Origin of the sequence: Spiroplasma citri (genome assembly GCF_001886855.1) — a bacterium.
GTDB lineage: Bacteria > Bacillota_I > Bacilli_A > Mycoplasmatales > Mycoplasmataceae > Spiroplasma > Spiroplasma citri.
In genome coordinates, this window is the sequence record NZ_CP013197.1 from 785,533 (window position 1) to 804,992 (window position 19,460).

The 19,460-nt window shown below is 24.4% G+C and carries 26 protein-coding genes and 2 pseudogenes; 4 read left to right on the plus strand and 24 right to left on the minus strand.

From position 1 onward, the window contains the following. The first annotated feature begins 101 nt into the window (after window positions 1-101). On the plus strand, window positions 102-563 hold the full coding sequence (locus tag SCITRI_RS11400) for a DinB/UmuC family translesion DNA polymerase (RefSeq protein ID WP_237238191.1): 462 nt from the start codon (window positions 102-104) through the stop codon (window positions 561-563). Here the strand turns inward: SCITRI_RS11400 and SCITRI_RS04315 are convergent. Beyond that, a complete protein-coding gene (locus tag SCITRI_RS04315; RefSeq protein ID WP_071937357.1) occupies window positions 514-1,230 on the minus strand; it encodes a hypothetical protein in 717 nt (238 codons plus the stop codon). The genes SCITRI_RS11400 and SCITRI_RS04315 overlap by 50 nt on opposite strands. Before the next feature lie 160 nt (window positions 1,231-1,390). Here SCITRI_RS04315 and SCITRI_RS04320 point away from each other — a divergent pair, with 160 nt between their 5' ends. Next, entirely contained in the window at window positions 1,391-2,701 is a 1,311-nt protein-coding gene (locus SCITRI_RS04320; protein WP_071937358.1) for a cryptochrome/photolyase family protein, read from the plus strand. A 355-nt stretch (window positions 2,702-3,056) separates the two neighbouring features. Here SCITRI_RS04320 and SCITRI_RS04325 read toward each other — a convergent pair whose 3' ends face one another. From SCITRI_RS04325 to SCITRI_RS04430, 23 genes and pseudogenes are all read right to left on the minus strand, one after another. Beyond that, on the minus strand, window positions 3,057-3,308 hold the full coding sequence (locus SCITRI_RS04325) for a hypothetical protein (protein ID WP_071937359.1): 252 nt from the start codon (window positions 3,306-3,308) through the stop codon (window positions 3,057-3,059). Beyond that, entirely contained in the window at window positions 3,277-3,456 is a 180-nt protein-coding gene (locus tag SCITRI_RS04330; RefSeq protein ID WP_167693720.1) for a hypothetical protein, read from the minus strand. The genes SCITRI_RS04325 and SCITRI_RS04330 overlap by 32 nt, the downstream gene beginning before the upstream one ends. A 103-nt stretch (window positions 3,457-3,559) precedes the next feature. Continuing rightward, window positions 3,560-3,985, minus strand: coding sequence for a restriction endonuclease subunit S domain-containing protein (locus SCITRI_RS04335; protein ID WP_071937360.1), 426 nt, complete (start codon window positions 3,983-3,985; stop codon window positions 3,560-3,562). Continuing rightward, on the minus strand, window positions 3,978-5,531 hold the full coding sequence (locus tag SCITRI_RS04340; RefSeq protein WP_071937361.1) for a type I restriction-modification system subunit M: 1,554 nt from the start codon (window positions 5,529-5,531) through the stop codon (window positions 3,978-3,980). Before SCITRI_RS04340 ends, SCITRI_RS04335 begins: the two co-directional genes overlap by 8 nt. Before the next feature lie 11 nt (window positions 5,532-5,542). Beyond that, window positions 5,543-6,276 (minus strand): annotated as a pseudogene (locus SCITRI_RS12455) (type I restriction endonuclease subunit R, EcoR124 family). A gap of 56 nt (window positions 6,277-6,332) precedes the next feature. Then, window positions 6,333-6,461, minus strand: a complete 129-nt coding sequence (locus SCITRI_RS09960) for a DNA cytosine methyltransferase (RefSeq protein WP_147077210.1) — start codon at window positions 6,459-6,461, stop codon at window positions 6,333-6,335. Between the two features lie 477 nt (window positions 6,462-6,938). Continuing rightward, the gene (locus SCITRI_RS04355; RefSeq protein ID WP_071937362.1) at window positions 6,939-7,460 is read right to left on the minus strand and encodes a hypothetical protein; all 522 of its coding nucleotides are present in this window, start codon (window positions 7,458-7,460) and stop codon (window positions 6,939-6,941) included. 7 nt (window positions 7,461-7,467) lie between these two features. Further along, window positions 7,468-8,079 carry a hypothetical protein gene (locus SCITRI_RS04360; protein ID WP_071937363.1) on the minus strand — a complete coding sequence of 204 codons (612 nt, stop codon included), beginning with the start codon at window positions 8,077-8,079 and terminating at the stop codon, window positions 7,468-7,470. Continuing rightward, entirely contained in the window at window positions 8,069-8,665 is a 597-nt protein-coding gene (locus SCITRI_RS04365) for a hypothetical protein (protein WP_071938056.1), read from the minus strand. The genes SCITRI_RS04360 and SCITRI_RS04365 overlap by 11 nt, the downstream gene beginning before the upstream one ends. Window positions 8,666-8,678: 13 nt before the next feature. Then, window positions 8,679-9,926, minus strand: coding sequence for a hypothetical protein (locus SCITRI_RS04370; protein WP_071937364.1), 1,248 nt, complete (start codon window positions 9,924-9,926; stop codon window positions 8,679-8,681). A 557-nt stretch (window positions 9,927-10,483) separates the two neighbouring features. Next, complete coding sequence (locus SCITRI_RS04375) at window positions 10,484-11,527, minus strand: Mbov_0401 family ICE element transposase-like protein (RefSeq protein WP_071937365.1); 1,044 nt, start codon at window positions 11,525-11,527, stop codon at window positions 10,484-10,486. Then, window positions 11,511-11,906, minus strand: coding sequence for a hypothetical protein (locus SCITRI_RS04380; RefSeq protein WP_071937366.1), 396 nt, complete (start codon window positions 11,904-11,906; stop codon window positions 11,511-11,513). The genes SCITRI_RS04375 and SCITRI_RS04380 overlap by 17 nt, the downstream gene beginning before the upstream one ends. Window positions 11,907-12,140: 234 nt before the next feature. After that, complete coding sequence (locus SCITRI_RS04385) at window positions 12,141-12,326, minus strand: hypothetical protein (RefSeq protein WP_071937367.1); 186 nt, start codon at window positions 12,324-12,326, stop codon at window positions 12,141-12,143. A 4-nt stretch (window positions 12,327-12,330) separates the two neighbouring features. Then, window positions 12,331-12,801 carry a hypothetical protein gene (locus SCITRI_RS04390; RefSeq protein WP_071937368.1) on the minus strand — a complete coding sequence of 157 codons (471 nt, stop codon included), beginning with the start codon at window positions 12,799-12,801 and terminating at the stop codon, window positions 12,331-12,333. Window positions 12,802-12,817: 16 nt separating this feature from the next. Next, complete coding sequence (locus SCITRI_RS04395) at window positions 12,818-13,048, minus strand: hypothetical protein (RefSeq protein WP_071937369.1); 231 nt, start codon at window positions 13,046-13,048, stop codon at window positions 12,818-12,820. A gap of 218 nt (window positions 13,049-13,266) precedes the next feature. Then, complete coding sequence (locus SCITRI_RS04400; protein ID WP_071937370.1) at window positions 13,267-13,644, minus strand: hypothetical protein; 378 nt, start codon at window positions 13,642-13,644, stop codon at window positions 13,267-13,269. Between the two features lie 69 nt (window positions 13,645-13,713). Next, window positions 13,714-14,136, minus strand: coding sequence for a hypothetical protein (locus SCITRI_RS04405; RefSeq protein ID WP_071937371.1), 423 nt, complete (start codon window positions 14,134-14,136; stop codon window positions 13,714-13,716). Between the two features lies 1 nt (window position 14,137). Beyond that, window positions 14,138-14,269, minus strand: a complete 132-nt coding sequence (locus SCITRI_RS12145; protein ID WP_257785691.1) for a hypothetical protein — start codon at window positions 14,267-14,269, stop codon at window positions 14,138-14,140. A gap of 187 nt (window positions 14,270-14,456) precedes the next feature. Further along, the gene (locus SCITRI_RS04410) at window positions 14,457-14,639 is read right to left on the minus strand and encodes a hypothetical protein (protein ID WP_071937372.1); all 183 of its coding nucleotides are present in this window, start codon (window positions 14,637-14,639) and stop codon (window positions 14,457-14,459) included. 389 nt (window positions 14,640-15,028) lie between these two features. Beyond that, complete coding sequence (locus tag SCITRI_RS04415; RefSeq protein ID WP_071937373.1) at window positions 15,029-15,442, minus strand: hypothetical protein; 414 nt, start codon at window positions 15,440-15,442, stop codon at window positions 15,029-15,031. A 165-nt stretch (window positions 15,443-15,607) separates the two neighbouring features. Further along, window positions 15,608-16,912 (minus strand): hypothetical protein, encoded by a 1,305-nt coding sequence (locus tag SCITRI_RS04420; RefSeq protein ID WP_071937374.1) that lies wholly within the window; start codon window positions 16,910-16,912, stop codon window positions 15,608-15,610. Continuing rightward, window positions 16,899-17,288: pseudogene (locus SCITRI_RS04425) on the minus strand (ATPase domain-containing protein); the annotation flags it as partial. The pseudogene SCITRI_RS04425 and the gene SCITRI_RS04420, both read right to left, overlap by 14 nt. A 26-nt stretch (window positions 17,289-17,314) precedes the next feature. Next, window positions 17,315-17,809: a CinA family protein gene (locus SCITRI_RS04430; RefSeq protein WP_071937376.1), complete on the minus strand. Its 495-nt coding sequence runs from the start codon at window positions 17,807-17,809 to the stop codon at window positions 17,315-17,317. A gap of 109 nt (window positions 17,810-17,918) precedes the next feature. Here SCITRI_RS04430 and pgsA point away from each other — a divergent pair, with 109 nt between their 5' ends. Next, entirely contained in the window at window positions 17,919-18,629 is a 711-nt protein-coding gene (gene pgsA / locus SCITRI_RS04435) for a CDP-diacylglycerol--glycerol-3-phosphate 3-phosphatidyltransferase (protein WP_071937377.1), read from the plus strand. After that, window positions 18,613-19,413 carry an SDR family NAD(P)-dependent oxidoreductase gene (locus tag SCITRI_RS04440; protein WP_071937378.1) on the plus strand — a complete coding sequence of 267 codons (801 nt, stop codon included), beginning with the start codon at window positions 18,613-18,615 and terminating at the stop codon, window positions 19,411-19,413. The genes pgsA and SCITRI_RS04440 overlap by 17 nt, the downstream gene beginning before the upstream one ends. Window positions 19,414-19,460: the final 47 nt, after the last annotated feature.

Below are 19,460 nucleotides of genomic sequence, written 5' to 3' on the forward strand. Positions count from 1 at the left end.
AATGGTGGTGGTGAGCAACAATTAAGTTTTGAACATAATCAACTAAAAAACAAATTGGTAATGAAACAGGTTTTAAATATGACTTAATTGATTATGAATATATTAAGAATAAAATTTATTTATTAGCAAAACATGTTAGCCAACGAGCAACAAAACGAACAATGATTGGAAATGTTTATGTTACATTTAAAAATGCTAATCGAAAATGTTTTACGAAACAGCAAATAATTAAAAAATATACGAACTTTCTAGATGATATTTATTCAGTGGCAATTATATTATTTGAGCAATTTTGATCGGGTCAACCAATTCGATTAATTGGTGTTGGTTTACGAGGAATTATACGAGGAATTATTAGTAAATATGATTTAAAAGAACAACTTTCATTTGAATCATTAGGAACATTGCAACCAGATACTGTAACAAATAAATTAACAAACAAAATATATTCAATCAGATCAGCGGATTTTAGATGAAACAAAATTAAAAGAAAAGGGGAAAAAGTAAATAGTATTATTCTCCCCTTTTCTTTTTATTATTTTTTTCTTTTACGATTGCTTTAACAACAGCTTTTTCAATTAAAGCTTCAATTTCTGTCGCAGTTAAGATAATCGTTGGTTCAAGTGGTTTATTTTTTTCCTTAGTAGTAACTTTATTAGTAACGTTTTGTTTTCTTGTTTGTGTTGAATTAGGCTTACTATTGGTTGACTTTTTTTGTTTCGATGCGTTTAAAGCGGTTTTTTTTACCCGGTTGGTTTGCATTTCAACATTTAATTGATCTAAGTCATTATTATCAAAATTAATAATTGTTTCATGTGGTTCTGCTTCATATGGATTTTTAATGCGTTCAATGCCACGATTAACTCGATAAGCATGATCAATTATTTCTTGCCCTACTCCTTGGTGGTCAGTAACTGCAGCACGTAAGCGTGCCATTTTTGCTTTAATATCATTTTCATCAACACCAATAGTCTTTTCATTTTCATTTTCAATTCCTAATTTGTGTTTAATGTTTTCATTATTTTTTTTAGCATTTGTTAATATATATTGAATTGTTCCCTTTTCAACTACTGCCGGTTTAACAGGTGTGCTACTAGTCGTAGTTGGATTTAGCATTCGACTCATTTTTGCTTTAATTTTATTTTCAGTTGCTCTTGAAATAGCTTTATTACTATTTTCTGGACACTCATGAATTTTTAAATGAATTGGACAAAATGTTGGTACTCCCATTATAACTCCCCGCTTCTTTTTAATATCATTGTATAATTATAACTTAAATTGGCATAAATGTGTATTAGAATAAATTTAATCCTTTTTTATGTAATAGAATAATATTATTATGAATTTATAGTATAATGATAAAAAATAAATTAGAAAGTGGCTGTAACTAATGAACATTTTTATTTTTCATCGTGATTTTAGAATTGAAGATAATCTTGGTCTTGCGCAGTTGGCTAATGAGGAAAAAAAAATTTATTTATTATTTATTTTTACAAAAGAGCAAATAAAAGCGAATAATTATTTTTCATCCCGTAGTTTTCAAGCAATGGTCCATTGTTTAAAACAGTTAACTAAAAAAGTTCATGTTAATTTTTTAAAAAGTGAAAATGAACAAACTGGAATTAAATTTTTGTTAGAACAGGGTTATAAAATTAATAAGATATATACTAACCGCGATTATACACCATTTGCTCTTAACCGGAGTAAAGCAATGCGCCAATTATCAAAAGAATATAATTTTATTTATCGTGAATTTGATGATTATGTATTACTAGAACCGTGAACAATAAAAACTACTCAAAATGGATATTACACTGTTTTTACACCATTTTGAAATAAATTAAAAGAACATTTTAACGATAATCATATTATTACTTATAAGGTTAACCCCTTTTTGCCGCAACATTTAAAAGATCTTGAGATTTTACAAGACATTACAAATGTTAAATCTAGTGATTTTAATTTACCATTAGAATTTGAAAAAGTTAAAACAGCAATGTTTCAGTTAAATCAAAACTATCAACAAACTCGTGATTTGGTTGATTTAGAAAATGGGACAGCAAAAATTAGTACTGCTTTAAAATTTGGTGTTGTTTCAATTCGCCAATGTTACCTTTGAAGTATTGAAAAATTTGGTACTTTTGATAACGCTTTTGCACGACAATTGGCATGACGAGATTTTTATTATCAAGTAACTTATAATGCTCAATTACATCAACAATGATGTTTTAGTGAAAATTGAAATAAAAAAATAACAATTAACTGAACAAATAATCTAGAATGATTTCAAAAATGACAAAATGGTGAAACTGGCTATGATTTTATTGATGCCGGAATGAAAGAATTAAAAGAAACAGGTTTATTGCATAATCGAGCAAGAATGGTTTGTGCTTCTTTTTTAGTTAAAAATTTACAAATTGATTGACATAAAGGTGAAGAATATTTTGCTCAACAGTTAATTGATTATGATCCTATTATAAATCAATGTTCATGACAATGAGTAGCAGGGACGGGGTTTGATGCCCAACCATTTTTTCGAATTTTTAATCCTGAGTTACAACAAAAAAAATATGATCCAACATCAAGTTATTGTAATAAATTTTTAAAAAACCGCCTCACAATTAATAAAATTGTTGATTATAAAATATCAGTTAAAAAAGCGTTAGAGATTTATAAAGACTGTACAATAAAGACTGTATAAATTATTTAAGGGTATTTAAGTTGATATTATTATGGTTTTCTCTCTGTATAAATTATTTTAAATAGAAAGGAGAAATAAAATATCGAAGAAATAATAAATTCATTTTTATTTTTACACTATATACTGCCTACAAGTTTTTAAAAGAAAGTAGGTATATTTATAAAAAATATTATAAAAATTTTTGGTTCAAAACTGTTATTAATATTCTTATTTCTATTAAATCCTACTAAAAATAACCAAATGAGTAGTTAAATTTATTTAAAAATAAATTTGTAGACAGTGTATAGTGCAAAAATAAACAACAAAATTATTTATTCAATTCACATAAAAACTAGTGTGCCTTAGATAATAAATACTAAAATCCTTTAACCATAACACGGAAAAAGTTTAAGATTTTAATAATACAAAATATAGCAAATGGAATTAATATAATTCACGCTTCACCTAAGAAAACCATTATCTCAGGTAAAATATTTGTTATACCTTCTTTAACTTTTCATAATGTACTAGTCAAACCCGTTCAAATACCAGTCATACCCTCAGTCATAGTTTTAGGTGTAGGTGCTGTTAAAAAATTAAACGCTGTTGTTAAATACATACCTAACATTATTTATTACTCTCCTTTCTTTCAATTTCTTTTTTTCTTTTTTCTTTCCTCGAATTTGTTTAATTTTTTGATAAATTAATAAACCAATTCAAGCAAAAATCCCTAATATAATAACAACACTAAATATTGTCGTTAATCAAGTTGGCATAATACATCTCCTCTCTAAAAATATTGCGGCACGCTTCGCGTGTTCGCTACGCTCAAAATAAACTATATTGAATAAATTACCGCTAATAAATTACGCGGATAATTTATTCATTTTCTTTTACATTATTAATTACTATCTTATTTACAGTATTAATAACAATATCTTTTCCATACTTAGTTACTAAGGACCGCAAAATAAAATAATGTTTCTTTTCAATAAAAAATCAACTCCTTTCAAAGTTGATTTGTTGCACTTCGATTACAAAATGCAAATTTTTTGGTACTAATCAAGCACTAGAATTTTTAAGTCCTTTTTTAGTTATTGTTTTTTCAGTTTGAAAAATGTATTTGCCTTGATTGGTAGCATCTTTAATTGATAAAAATAATATTTCTCCATTATAAAAATCTTTATTTTTTGTACTTGGAGTTCCTCCAGATTTACCCTTATTATAAAACTTATTAAAAGTTGTTTTATAATAAAAATCATTAAATCCTTTAAATCTAATTTTTGGCACCAAAGATTTATTCATTATTAATCACCAAATCTTTTAACATTAAATTAAATTCTTCATCTAATTTTTGAATTTCTTTTTCATTATTAATTAAGTTATCTTGTAATGCTTTAATATTAATAATTTCTTTTTCTTCTGTATTATCAACATAACGAGCAATATTTAAGTTATAATCATTTTCTTTAATTATTTCTATATCAACTAAATTAGAAAATTTATCAATAGTTTTTCTTTTATTAAAAATATTAATAATTTTAATAATATTTTTATCGGTTAAAGTATTTTTATTTCCTTGCTTTTGAAATTCTTTCGAAGCATCAATAAACAAAATTGAATTATCAATTTTACATTTTTTCATCACAATAATACAAGTGGGAATTGATGTACCATAAAACATATTAACTGGTAAACTAATAATAGTATCAATTCAATTTTTTTCAATCATATATTTTCTAATAATTAATTCAGCATTACCCCTAAACAAAATTCCATGAGGAATAACAGCAGCCATTACGCCATTATCAGATAATTTATAAATCATATTTTGAATAAAAGCAAAATCAGCTTTTGTTTTTGGTGCTAATTTTCCATAAGCACTAAATCTCTCATCACTTAAAAATTTTTGATTTGCCGATCAATGAGAACTATATGGCGGATTTGCAACAATTATTTCAAATTCTTGTCCTTTAAAACCATCATCTTCTAATGTGTCACCATTATAAATATTAAATTTATTATACTTTAAACCATGCAACATCATATTCATTCTTGCAATATTATATGAATTGGTTTTTAATTCTTGACCATATAAATGACCAATTTTTAATTCTTTATATACTCTTAATAATAATGAACCTGAACCACATGTTGGATCATAAACAGTTTTAATTTCCGTTTTTCCTTGACTAACTAATTTAGCTAATAATTTAGAAACAGGTTGTGGTGTATAAAATTCACCTGCTGCTTTTACTGATTCAGAAGCAAATTTACTAATTAAATATTCATAGGCATCACCTAAAATATCAATTTCTGATTCATTAATTTCAAAATTAATTTCATTAATTTTTAACATTACTTTAGCAATTATTTTACTTTTCTCTGCTTCTGTTTTTCCCAATTTACTAGAATCTAAATCAACAGAATCAAATAAATTTTCAAATTGTTTTTCTGATGAATAACCAATTGTTGATTCAATTAATTTTTCAAACGCTTTTCTTAATAAGAAAATATCAAATTTTCCAATATTAATTTTATTAATTATTTCTTGCCATAAATATTCCGGTTCAATATAATATCCAGCACTATCATTATCATATAAAACTTCTAAAAAATCATTACGATATTTTTCGTCAGTTAAAGAAGTTTGATAATCAATCCATTCTATTTTTAAATCTTTTTCTATTATAGATTGTACATTATCTGATAAATAACGATAAAATATTAATCCTAATATATATTCTTTATATTCGGATGGTTCCATTATCCCTCGTAGAGTATTAGAAATATCTCATAATTTAGAAAATAATTGTTGTTGTTGTACATTTTGTTTTTCATGTGTTGTCATAATATTTTTTCCTAACTTTCAAACTCATTAATTAAATTAATTATATTTAATTCTAATTCTTTTTTTACTTCATTTTTTGCTTTTATTTTAGATATATTTTTATTAATAGCTATTTTTTCAGTATATTGTTGATTAATTTTTTCTCTAATTAAGTTAGAAGGCAATTGATTAGTAAAACGATATTCACTAATAATTTCATTAATATCTAATTTATCTATATTATATTTTTTACTAATTTTAATTATTTGTTGTTCATATTTTTTATCACAAAATTGTTCATATAATACTTCTAAATCTGCAGTATTTTTAAGAGTAGGAATAACTCTTTCAATAAATGAATTTATTAATTCTGATTTATATTTTAATACTGGATCAATTGATTCTTGTAATCCTTTTTTTATTTCTTTAATTTGTTTTTCTTTTCTTTTAATATTGTTTAAATCTATTTTTTTAATAATTCTAAAATATAATGAACATTAATTTTATTACTATAAATTAATTCTAGTTCAAAATCAACATCTGCTAATACATATAATTTTTCTTTTTTAATTTTTTCATCACTAAATGATAAATAACGAGATTTAAATTCATTATATTCATTTTCACTAAAATTATATTTACTTTTATTAATATCAAATTCAATAAATGTTTCTAATTTTAATAATATTTTTACTATTTCTTTAAATAAAAAAATAACTAAGTCATTTTTTCATATATATTGCTCCTTTTTATTTTTTATATATAATTGGTCTTATCACATATCAATTATATATCAATTATTCGTATTAAATATTAAAAATTTTATTCAAACATTGCTGTAAATATTTTTTCTAACACATCAACAACAATACTATTGCCAGCTTGTTTATAAAGTTGGGTTTCTGAAACAACTTTGCTTGCTTTATCAAAATCTTTATTATTAAATCCCATTCAAATAAAAAAACAACCCTTTAACAAGAGTTGTTTTTTTACGGGTTCATCGTACACGATGCCAATATATTAAATACCCTTAAATAATTTATACAATCTTTATAAAGGTAAGTAATATGACAAAAAAATATAATTCTTTTGTAAAATGTTAATAATACTAATATTTTAATTTTGGAAAAATATTTTATTTTATTAAAAAATAAAAAAATATTGTATTATTTTAATATTAATAGTATACTATGGGTAAGGAAAAGTATTTTTCCTAAATCTCTAAAGTAAACAGAATAATTATATAAAGGATTTATAATTACACTACTATCTCTCCCCTTTAAATTATCTCTTTTCTTTTCTTTTTATTAATTAAGTTACCATAAAAAAATAATTTACATAAATCCTTATTTCGCCAACATAATTATTTTTGTTACCCAAACAGAAAAAGAGCAATCAACTGGTTTTTCCCAACACGTTGATTGTTTTTTAATTTGTTAATTTAATTTGCTCTAAAAATTGAAATGTTTTTTTTCCAACAATAACTTTTTTTTCAATTTCACCATCAACTTTGTAAATAACTTTATTAAACAAACCATTGATATCAATGCCAATTACTTGTGATAGCATAATTTCTTCATTTAGAAAGAAAATAGTTTCATCATTTACTTTAATTCATAAACTATTATTAACTAATGTTTGAATAATTAAATAACTTAAAATTAAGCCATAATTACAAATTGCAATAATTACAAATAAATAAGCAAAAGTATTTGGGATACTTGATAAAGTCATTAATAAAATATAATCAATAATAATGAAAATATTAAGTGGAGTTAAAAACAGATAGATGGTAATAAAGATAAAAATTAGCATTGCTTTTCATTTATATTCTTTATTTGCTTTATTATTTTCTTTTTGTTTTTGATAATGAATAAAAAATAAAGTATGAAAAGTATATAAAGCTAACATTAAAATTAATGAAAAAACTAAAATAATGTTCATTTTCATTGTTAAATTAGCCTCCCCTATTTTGCTGTCATGTTTTAAAAATTGTCATTGATATTTTAACATCATTTGTAATAAAGCGATAAATTTTTTGAGTAGTACTAATAAAAAAACCGATTTGATAAAAACCATTAAGATTAAAAACACTTGGTAAAACAAAATTAATATCTTTTAATCAAATGAGAAGATTTTCATCTTTGATTTGAAAAACTAAGCGGTAATTTGTAACATAAATGATCCCATTAATTGCTTCCTTACTATTACTAGTAGTAAGATTTAAATAACCAGTCAAGTATTCAACATAATATTGTTCTTTCATTTGTTGAGTTAAATAGTAAACATTTTGTTTAAGTTCTTTTTGCTTTGTTATTTCATAACCACTAATTGGTGCTTGATAATAACAAATTTCATTTTTTGGTAATTCATATTTTATTTGAATTGCCACCAAGTTAGCATTTAAAAATTGTTGATGATTATCAATCATTGTTTGAAGTTCGTTCTTTTTTTGTTTGAAATCTTTTATTTTTTGTTGCTGGAATAAAGCTAAAATAGCAACAATAATTATTGTACCACCTAAAATAGTACTAAATAAAATAATTCCAATTAAATAACTATGATTCATGTTTTCACACCTTATAAATTAGATATGGCGTTTCTAAGCCTTTTACAATGATTATAAAACGTTTTTGTTCCGTATATAAATAAAAGCCTTGGCATAGAATATTATTAATCCAAAAAATACTTAATTCAAGATTATTAATTTTACTTAATGGTCAGATCGTAGTAATTTCTTCATTTATAATTAAAATTCTTCGTTTTGTAATAAACATATGACCATTTTGAAATGGAATTTGATACATTTCTTTAATTCTTTTGCCTTCGCCATAACCAACACTAATCCCATTTGAAAATGGGATTGTATATTTAGAATGAGTTTGACTGCTTTTTAATTTATGCTGAAGGTAAATAGTAACAGGAATATTACTAAATACTTTTTCACCCGGCTCTAATTTGAATTTAACGTTAATTTCTTGCAAAGTTAATTTTGATAAATTATTATTAATATATTCTTGATTTTCAACTTCTAGTTGTTTGTAAATTTGGAAAAAAAGTTGTTGTTTTTTTTGATAAAATCATCCTAAAAAACCAACAAAAATAAATAATAAACTAAGAAAAAATCCAATTATAATTCATCCTAAGATTGTCATTTTCATCAACTTCCTATTTTAAAATATTAATACCATTATTAAAATTATTAATAAAGGTTTGAAGCATTAATTCTTCTGCTGAATTTCGTGGTTGTTCAAACCGGTTATAATAATAAATATTAATTAAATCTTTTGTTTTTTGATTTAGTTTATCATAATATTTTTTATCAATTAAAAAATGGGTACCTTGATTAAGAATAATACTTGATAGATAGTTTTGTCATTGTTTGTCATTTTTATTTTTTTCTTCTCATTCAGTAAAGTAAGTATTAAAAATACGATTATTTTTATGATAAATAAAATGAACTTCCCCTTTTTTCACATTATTAACTAATCTTGTGTATAAAATTTTATTTGGTAAAAACGGATTATTTGGTGAATTAATTGCTTGAAAAGTAATTGGAGTTAATTGAGCTAATAAAATGTCATTGCAAACAATTGAATGAATTGCTTTTGGCAAAGTTATTTTTTTAACAACATAACTATGTTGTTGATTATCCAAATCATTTAGTAAACTAGACAATTCTAATTGATAAACTAATGCTAATTTCATAATTCGACGAAGTTTAATTGTTAAAATAACTTGTTCAGCAACACTTAAACTATAATAATAATTAACATAAGTTTCATAAAGTTCTTGATGATCAACTAAATTATCGTTAATATTCATTAATAATGCTTCTAACTGTGGGACAAGTGTTTTGTTTGTTTTAACATATTCAGTTAAATGTTTTTGACAAAAAACATTAAAAAAATAAGGTGCTTGCTCTGCAATTGATAAATCTAAAAAAGATGTCTTAATATTTTTAAAAAAATGTTTAGAATGATAACGATTTAAATAATAATGATTTTTAGTAATATCAAGCGAATAAAGATTATGCTGAGCAACTTTATTATTACATTCTTGTAAAATACATTTTTGTTTAGTACAATTTTTTAAAACTTGTTGATAATGCTTTGTTTCTTGTTGAATATATTGTTCTTTTAAAACTAAGTTTCCTACTGCTTGTAAAATTGAAATATATTTGGCGCGATTTTTAGTTGAATTTAATACCTTTGTTTTACAACAATTTGCATACTGTTCTTTACTTAAACAAATACATGATTCATTATCATCAAAAGTAAAAATTGGTCGGTAATGTTTATGCAAATAATCTAATTGATCATCATCTAAATAATAGCTTTTTAATAAAGCATCAAACATTGCTTGTTCAGAACTTTTAAATGTAGATTCCAACTGCTTTTCTAACCCATTTTGCATATAAAATAATTCCCCTCTGTTGTTTATACTCTCATATAATTATAAACTTATCTAGTTAATTTTGCTATAAAAAAAGCGTTTTACTAAAAGTAAAACGCTCAAAGGCAACATATAGATTTTTTTTACCAACATTGCAATTAGTTATTATTAAATAATTTTATAAACAATTACTTTAAAAGTAATATTTTGGACCGTTAAATGATTATACAATTAGAGTACTTACTTGCAATGTTAGTTTCATTTTGTAGTTTTTTACAAAGGAAACATATAACTAAAAACACAATTAATTATTAAGGTTGGACTATATTAATAACTAATTAGTCTTTATGTAACCTGTTTTAACTACATTGTTATTATATTTTATTTGCAAAATTATTGCAAGTATTTAAGTTCGAATATTATTTTAGGTACCAGTTTAACAATAATTTTAGACTATTCTTAAAAATAGTTAATCATTAAACCGCTTAATTAAAACACATTTCTTTAAAAAAGGGAATACTAAAATGGGAATATTTTAAAAATATTCTTTTTTCGTAAGATTACTGGTTTTTTAACTATTATCTTACTGCTGTTATTTCTTTTAATACTTTACTAATACTAGTAGTACGATAACTCATTACAGGAATCCCTCCCTTTTTAGGCTCATATAATGAATTATTTAATGAATTATTAGCATTATTATTTCACTTAGCCATTTTTAGATTTTCCAATGAAATGTCTTTATTTTCAAGCTGTTCATTAAACATTTCTTTAACTAAGTTTAATCCATTAATTTTTGCTACACGTAAGGTTAAAATGTTCCTAAATGAATCATACGAATATATTTTATTCCCATGCCCCAATTGCGCTTTTATTGTATGCGATATTAATGCTTCCGCACATGCACTTAAACATAAATCATGTTTATATGCAATAATTCCATCTTTACGTTTTTTTAAGTATTTAATTACATTTAATAAATTATTTTGTTTAGTAATTAAATTAGGTTTATTTTTAAAGTATTCTAAATGAGTAATTAATTTTGTATATTCTCCATTGTTAAAAAGACCTTTACAAATTTTAAACTGTAATTTATCATACTTACTTTTTAAATTAAATACTGTTCCAATTTTTCTAATTGCATGAAACTTATCTAAAACATATTTTGAATTTAAAAAATGAGAAGTATTTTTTATCCAATCAGCGCCATCTCCACATACAATAAATTGAGTCTCAGGTGTAATATTATAATATTTTGACATTTCTTTGAAAAGCTCTTCACTATATTCTAATGTATTAATATTTGTAGCAGTTCTTAATAATTTGCAATAAGCTCTTTTATTTAATAAAATTGAATTTCCAACTCTTTCATCTTCTGGCATATGACCTTGATGAAAAAATGCTGTCCGAATTCGAAATTTCTTCTTCTTATTTTTCTCTTTCAAAGATAAAAAAGTATCATCTAGAACAATATAAATATATTTTGATGATGTTTTATTGCTAAAATTATTACTTGCATTTTCTAAATTAAGATCTAATTTATTAATTAATCTAGCTATTGAAGAATATGAAAGACTTTTAACTGGAATCATATCATTAATGTCTTTAATTCTTTTTTCCATCAGCTACATTAGTTAATATTAATTCTTTTAAATCATGTGTAATTTTTTGATATTTTTCAAATTTTAAATCCTCTAGTAAAAGACACTTGAATCGTCATTTTCCATAATTTTTTGTTTTATTATTATATACACTTGCATCTCAAAATTTATAACGTCTAATTCTAATTTGAATATCTCCAAGTAACGTAATAAAACTTCTTTTTTTAAAACCTTTTGGCTTAAAACCTAATTTTCTAGTTTCATCACTAAGAAAAATTTCCTCATCACGTTTTAATAAATGATTTTTAATTTCAATAAGTCCATCTTTAATTAATTGCTCATTAATCTCAGAAAAAAATTGATATGGGTTGATACTACCAAATTTATTAATAATATTCATATTTATATACTCTCATACTTACCCTAACTTTTGCTTATATATATTATAACATTTTGGATTTTTAATTAGGATAGGCTAAAATAAAAAATGCCTTTTTATAGGCATTAGTATGTATTAAATCAATTATTTCATTCTGCTATTAATTTATTTTGTTCTTTAACAATAGCATTAAATTCATCTTTTGAATAAGTTCCATCTATTCACTTATTTGCGCCATTCATAGCAACTTGCTCCTTATTTATAGTAGAATAAACTTCCCGTACTTACTAACGATAAAATAGTATCATCTCCTAATAAAATTTTAACAAAATTATTAATTATTGTATGATCTGAATTATGTAAATTATTAATATAACTGTCAAAAGCAGTTTCAACATATGAGTAATTAATTAAGCCTCCCAAATCTTTAGTATTTTGCACTAGATTATCTGGTACTTGTCCATTTATAAAATAATTTTGATTTATTTTTTTTAATATTTTTAAGTGCTGTAATCAATTTTTGATCTGTTGAATTATCTTCATCATTTATTTTTACTATGTTATAGATATCATACAATCCTAATGCATATTCATTGTAAATATCTGCCTCAAGGCCAAAATACAACATTTGTGAATCTGACTGGCTCATATCATCCGAATCAAAATTATTTCTTGTGTCTTGATCTAATACTATATTTAAAGCATGCTGAGTATAATCTTGAAAATAATCACTAATTGTAGTTAACTTTGGATCTGGTTGTGGTTTTGGATGAGGTTTTGGATTTGGTCAGTTTCCTTCTGAAGTTGAATTTATATTGCATGATACTATATTTGTAACACTTATTGTAGTTACTGTATTTGTAACACTTATTGTAGTTACTGTAATTGTACATAATAATACTAGTAATTTTTTCATATTTTACTCTCCTTTATTATTTTTCATATTTAAAATATTCATCTTTAATCTCAAACGGATTAAATTCTTTTTCTAATTGTTCTGCATATTTTTTCATTCAATCCAATTTTTGAAACATAATTTCTTTTGGATTATTTAGTGCATTTAAATCTTTTCCTTGTTCATCACTAAATGCATTAATTGCGAATACTGATATTTCTTGAATCATATTAAGTAATTTAAATACATTTGTAAATTGAAAATCCATATATTTAATAAAACGATTTAATTTATTATTAAATGTAGTTTCAATTTGATTTCTCTTTATTGTTAATAATTAATTGTTTAATTAATTCAACATCCTTTAAATCATATACATATATTTTTAACTCCATGGCTGAGCGAGACATCTTTATCATTCCTTTCGCATAAGCATCCTATCCGAAAGTTAATAAAAAGCACATAATTTTATTAAAAAACCAATTCTTAACGAACTGGTTCTTGATTTTCTATTGCATACTTTTCAATAGTATATTCATCTAAAAAGTCATTTAGATATTCATCATTAATTCATAGTTTATTTAATAAAGTATCTTGATCTTCTTTTGAAAGAAAATTTCATTTTGCAAGTGAAATTCCAATCATTCCAATCATATCAAATGATATACCATCATTTTTTAAATAAAAACTATTTGCAATATATAACGCATTATCAAAATTTTCATCAAAAAAATTTAAATTTAATATTTCATAAGTAATGTAATCATAATTTGATTTAATATAGTCTGTTAATAATAATTGATGTACATATATCTTTTTCTTCTCTAATTCTTCTATTTCATTAATATAATTTTTATAACTCATAAAATCTTTTCTCCTTTCGCAAACCTATCCTATCCGAAAGCAGGAGAAAAACACATAATAAAAAAGAGCTTATCGAGTAAGTCCTTCATTTTCCAAATTATATTTTTCTATGTTATATGATGAATTATTAAAATCAATATAGTTATTCCTTATCTCTTTGATTTGTTCTAAAATATAAGGAATATTTGTTGAAACTAATTTGTAATATTCCTCTTGTTCCATATTTCCCAAATATTCTGAATGAATATTAACTATTCAATTGTGGCTTCCATTTTTATTTTCATACAAACAATTTCATTCAATATATTTCTCTTCTAATGTATTACCAATTAATTTTTGCTTTGCATCAATAAATTTATCTTTTTCAGATAAAAAATTTTGGAAATCTGATAGTGAGTCTTCAATAGCATCATTAGAGTCTAATCAATTAACTATATTCATTGCAAAATCATTTAAAGTCACTATTTGAAGTTTTGATAAATTATTTAACATATTAAATAATCTCCTTTCGCAAGATCATAGTATCAGAAAAAGAACTTATTGCACATATTAAAAAATTAGTTGGTGAAACTGATTGTTGTTCTTGCACAAACAAATCAGGTTTTAATTCTTTTAAAGTTTGCATTCTTTCAGTTAAAGAATTACCACTAACTTTATCTAAATTAGTTTTAATATCTGCAATTTTAGTCGATGGAATATATTTAAATGCTTTTAATTCATCTAATTCATTAGCAACTTTTAAATATTCTTATTTTGAAATAGTATCTGTTCTTTTTTGCAAACTTTCTCTAATTAAATCTCTTTTTGTTTTTTTAATTTGGTTTAATTGTAATTTTAACTGGACTATCACTTTTATTTCTAATTCCCAAAACATTTGGGTTAGAAACATCTAATACAATATAATCTTTATTACCTCAAAATCATCTGGTACTTCTTAATATTTTTGCTGATAAATTAACAAGTGATGTTTTGGTAAATCTAATTTTTAATTTCATATCATTAGTATAGTATGCTTGAATATATAATTCTTTAATTTTATTTCTATTAGCATAATTTTTATTTGGTAAACCATTAGTATAAGCAGTAGAAAATGTTTGAATATCATTTACTTTTATATTATCGGTATATAAAGTTATGATATTATCAAAATTAACTTTATCAGTTTGTGAATAACCATCTTCTAATAATTTTACCTCTGATAATGAAAATAATTTATTATTACAATTATCAACTGCTCCATATAAATCAACATTTCTATTGGGAATAAAATTTTCTATATTTGCTTGTCAACATTCAACTTGTAAATTACCTAAATTACTTATTTCTATTGTTTTATAAGAATTAATAAATTTATCAATACTTTGAATTGTTGGGTCAATTTGTCTTAAATCAATTTCAGTTTCATAATAAGCATCATTAAACTCATCTGAAAAAAATTCATTAGATAACTGTCTGATTGTTTACATTTTATTTCTGAATTAAATTTACCCGTTAATAATGGTTGTACTACACCAGCGGGCATAATATCTTTTGTATATGGTTGATAGTTATATGGTACTGGTGGGAGAACATATTGAGGATAATTAAAGGTTGGTATTTCATAGTCGTGTGGTAGTAAGAAACTAGTTTTATAATTAGTTGTCATATCGCGTAAATAATTATTTAATACACTTTTTGTTTTACCTCGAAAACTTCATACTGATAAGCGTAAATAATCTTCTTCATTATTTGTATATGGATTATCAGCATAAAAGATAATTTCAAAATTACCTTTATATAATGCTTGAATTGAAAACATATCAATTATATAACTACAATCAGTACCATCTGGTGTTTGTAAGAATTCGTAATCATTATCTTTTTCACTATCACTAACTGGTGTTTGAGCATCAACTGCTTTTGTTTGTTCATTAATTAAATAAACTCTGTTAGTTTTAGGATTTAATTGTTTTAAATTATAAGTTTAATAAACTAACTCACTTGTTGGTTTACCATCGTTAGTTAAAACAGTACCTTTACATTTATCAGTTAGTAAAGTAGTAAAACCTAAACTAGTAGCATTTGCTCCAAAAATAGCACCAACTTTATCGTTACCTTGTTCTCTAAATATTTCAAAAGGTAAATAACCTTTACCTTTGGCATTATCACCTCAAAATGCATCATTATAAAAACTATAAACATTAGCACTCATAAAACCATTAAGAAATTGAAAATTAGGTCAAGTTTTTTTATCTTCATTAATTACTCATCCTAATGGAATACCAAATGAAATAAAGTTTAAGAATTTACCAACTCCACCGGGTATTGTAAAAGGATTAAATACTAATTTTTGTGTATAGTTTAAAGGTAATACGGTAATTTGCCGATTAATAAAATTATTCATATTTAAAATATCTCAAACATTACATGAGCCCATTTTATTATATTCAATTTGAACTTGTCCAACAGTATTACCAAATTCATCTTTTCTCCTAAAATAAGATGATGCTTGGGTACTAATAATATTATCCTTATTACTTTCATTTACTTTTACTTTATTTGGTGGTGTTATTTTTCAACTTTTAGACCAATAAAATTCAGAATTATTATCTTCTTCATTAATAGTTGTTCCAACAGTTGGATTAGTCGCTGTTGTTGTTGCTTTATCTGTTATTACAATACCTTCACTATTTTTTGAACTTCAAAAGTCATAACTACTTTCCATATCTTGTTTTCAATCTTTAAATCCTGTTATCATTGTTGGTTGTATACCTTGTATGTTATATCAACTCACATCTGGTGATGCATAAGTATTTATTTTATCAGGTGGAGCAGGATACATGTTATACATTAATAAATCACGATAATTCATTACTTTTTTATTAAATTCATCCTTAATAATTGGTCGCCCAATTACTGGCATATCAAATAAAATAGGATTACCATAAAATTTAACTGCCATTGCTCTAACGCCTGGGTCTTTTAATAAAATCTCATCTAATTCAACAATACCTTTATTTAATTTTTCATCATAAGTTATTTTAGGAAAACAATAACCCTCACCTGGAGCACTTGTTTGAATAAATTGTCGTACTGATAAACCACTATGACTAATTTTGTCATTAATACTTGAAAAAGTAATTTCTTGTCATAAAAAACGACCATCATACGGTGAATAATAATTAATAACATTTGAAGGATATAATCATTGTCTATCTTGGGGAGAAGAATTAATATCACCACCAATATTTAAACCACGGTCATTAAATACATTATTCAGGTTGAGCAATAATTAATTCAGCAATATTAACACCAATTTTTTTGGCATAATTTGGGTCTAAAGCGTGTTCAACATCAATAAAAGCCCCTCGTCCACCATCTTTTTGTACTTCAGCAATAGCATGTAATGATAGGGTTGTTTTGCCTGATGATTCTGGCCCAAAAATTTCAATAATTCTTCCTTTGGGATACCCGCCGACTCCAATTGCTTCATCAAGTAATAAACTTCTAGTTAAGACAGCTTCAATTGTGAAATTACTCTTATCCCCTAATTTCATAATAGCTCCTTTACCATATGTTTTTTCAATTTCTTTCATTACAGTTTTTAAAATTTCATCTTGGTCAAGAGGTTTCGTTTGAGGGTGAACTGGTTTATTATCTTCCATTTTTTTATTCTCCTTTCTGTTTATTTTTATGCTTTTTTACTATTAATTCCTTGTTCTTTTTCTAAAATTTGTTGTAAATGTTTAATTATTGTTGTAACAGTTGCAAATTTAATTTGTTCTCGTGATCAATTTGGATTAAATGTTAATGCGAATGTTGTTGCTTCGTTTTGAAAAAGAATAGTTGCAAATCCCGTTCCAATTGGTAAATTGTCTAATTGACCTGGACCAGCATTACCCGTAAAACTTACGGCAAGATCACTATTAAATTGTTTTTGACAAGCAAAAGCCATTGCTTCAGCTGTTTCTTTTGAAACAACACCATATTTTGTAATTATTGATTGAGAAACATGGCCAACTTTAATTTTAATTTCATTGGTATAAGTGACAATACTGCCTAAAAAAACTTGACTAGCATTTGGAACATTAGTTATATAATGACTAAACAGGCCGCCTGTTATTGATTCATATGCTGCAATTGTCATTTGTTTTTGTTTAAGTAATTGTACTAGTTCTTTAACCATTTTTCCCCTTACCTCATAAACTTTCTTTAATATTATACATTTATATAATATAATATGTAAGTAATATTAACATAGCAAGATAAGATATCTTTAGAAAAGAGGGCTTAAAATGAATTGAGCTAATCGTATTACATTAATTCGGATTTTTTTAATCCCAGTTATTATTGCTTTAATGGTAATTGTTCCATTTAAAAATAGTTCCTTATATAATGGATGAGATCAATGATTAACAATTAAAGGAGATAATGTTACTTATTCATTGCCAATTAGTTATTTAATTGCTGGTATTTTATTTATTATTGCTAGTTTAACTGACTTATTAGATGGCTTTATTGCTCGTCTTTATAATCAAGTGACAACATTTGGAAAATTTTTTGATTCAATTGCAGATAAATTATTAACAAATACTGTTTTAATTGTGTTTGCTTGTGCAAACATTATTCCAGTTTGAATGGTAGTGTTGTTAATTGCCCGTGATTTTGTAATTGATGTTGTTCGCCAAATTTTAGCAACACAAAAAGTAGTAATGGCTGCTAATCAATTAGGACGAGTGCGAGCAGCAATGGAAATGTTTGGGATGACAGTTTTGTTTTTTATTGGTTTTCGTATGTTTAATGGCCATTCTTTACAAACAGGACAATGAGATGAATTTGGTTGAGTGAACCAAATTATTATGATTCCAATTTATTTAGCTACGGTATTATCATTAGCAGCAGCAGGAAATTATATTTTCTTAAATCGTAAAATATTATTTGATATGACAGTTATTAAAAAACCAAAATTAGAAAATGGACAGGACAACAATGAAAAAAACAAATAATAATTTAGGATGAGCTGTTGTTACTGGTGCTAGTAAAGGATTAGGATATTGTTATTGCGAAGAATTATTAAAACTTGGTTATAATGTTATTGCCGTCGCTCGTGATACAAGCCCTATTACAACTTTACAACAAAAATATTCAGAACAAACAATTAAAATGATTAATTATGATTTAAGTAATTTAGAGAATTGTGAAAAATTATTTAATGATGTTGCAAAAGATAATGTAACAATCTTAATTAATAACGCTGGATATGGTGTATGAGGTTATTTTAGCGAATCTAGTTTAGAACAAGAAATGAACATGATTGATTTAAATATTAAAGCAGTTCATATTTTAACAAAATTATTTGTGCAACGTTTTATAGCACAACAACAAGGACGTGTTTTAAACATTGGTAGTTTAGCGGCATTTACGCCAGCTTCAGTTTTTGCTAGTTATTATGCTTCAAAAGCTTATGTTTGAAGTTTAGGCGTGGCTATTAATACAGAATTGAAAAAAACAAAATCACCAGTTCGAGTTATTACCTTATGTCCAGGACCATTAAAAACTGATTTCTGAAATCGAAGTAGTAACCAGAAAGATGCAAAATACCATTCAACTGTTAAAGTTATGAAAACATCTACTTATGCTCAAAAAAGTTTATTAAAAGGATTAAAAGTAAAAAGAAAAAATTATATCATAACGGGAAGTGTTAATAAAATTGTAAAAAAATTAACAAAATGAAGTCCCCAAAGTTGAGTATTAACATCGGTTTACAATTATCAAAGAAAACGAAAATAAAAACAACATTGTTGTTTTTATTTTTCTATCTTTTATATTCTTTATCT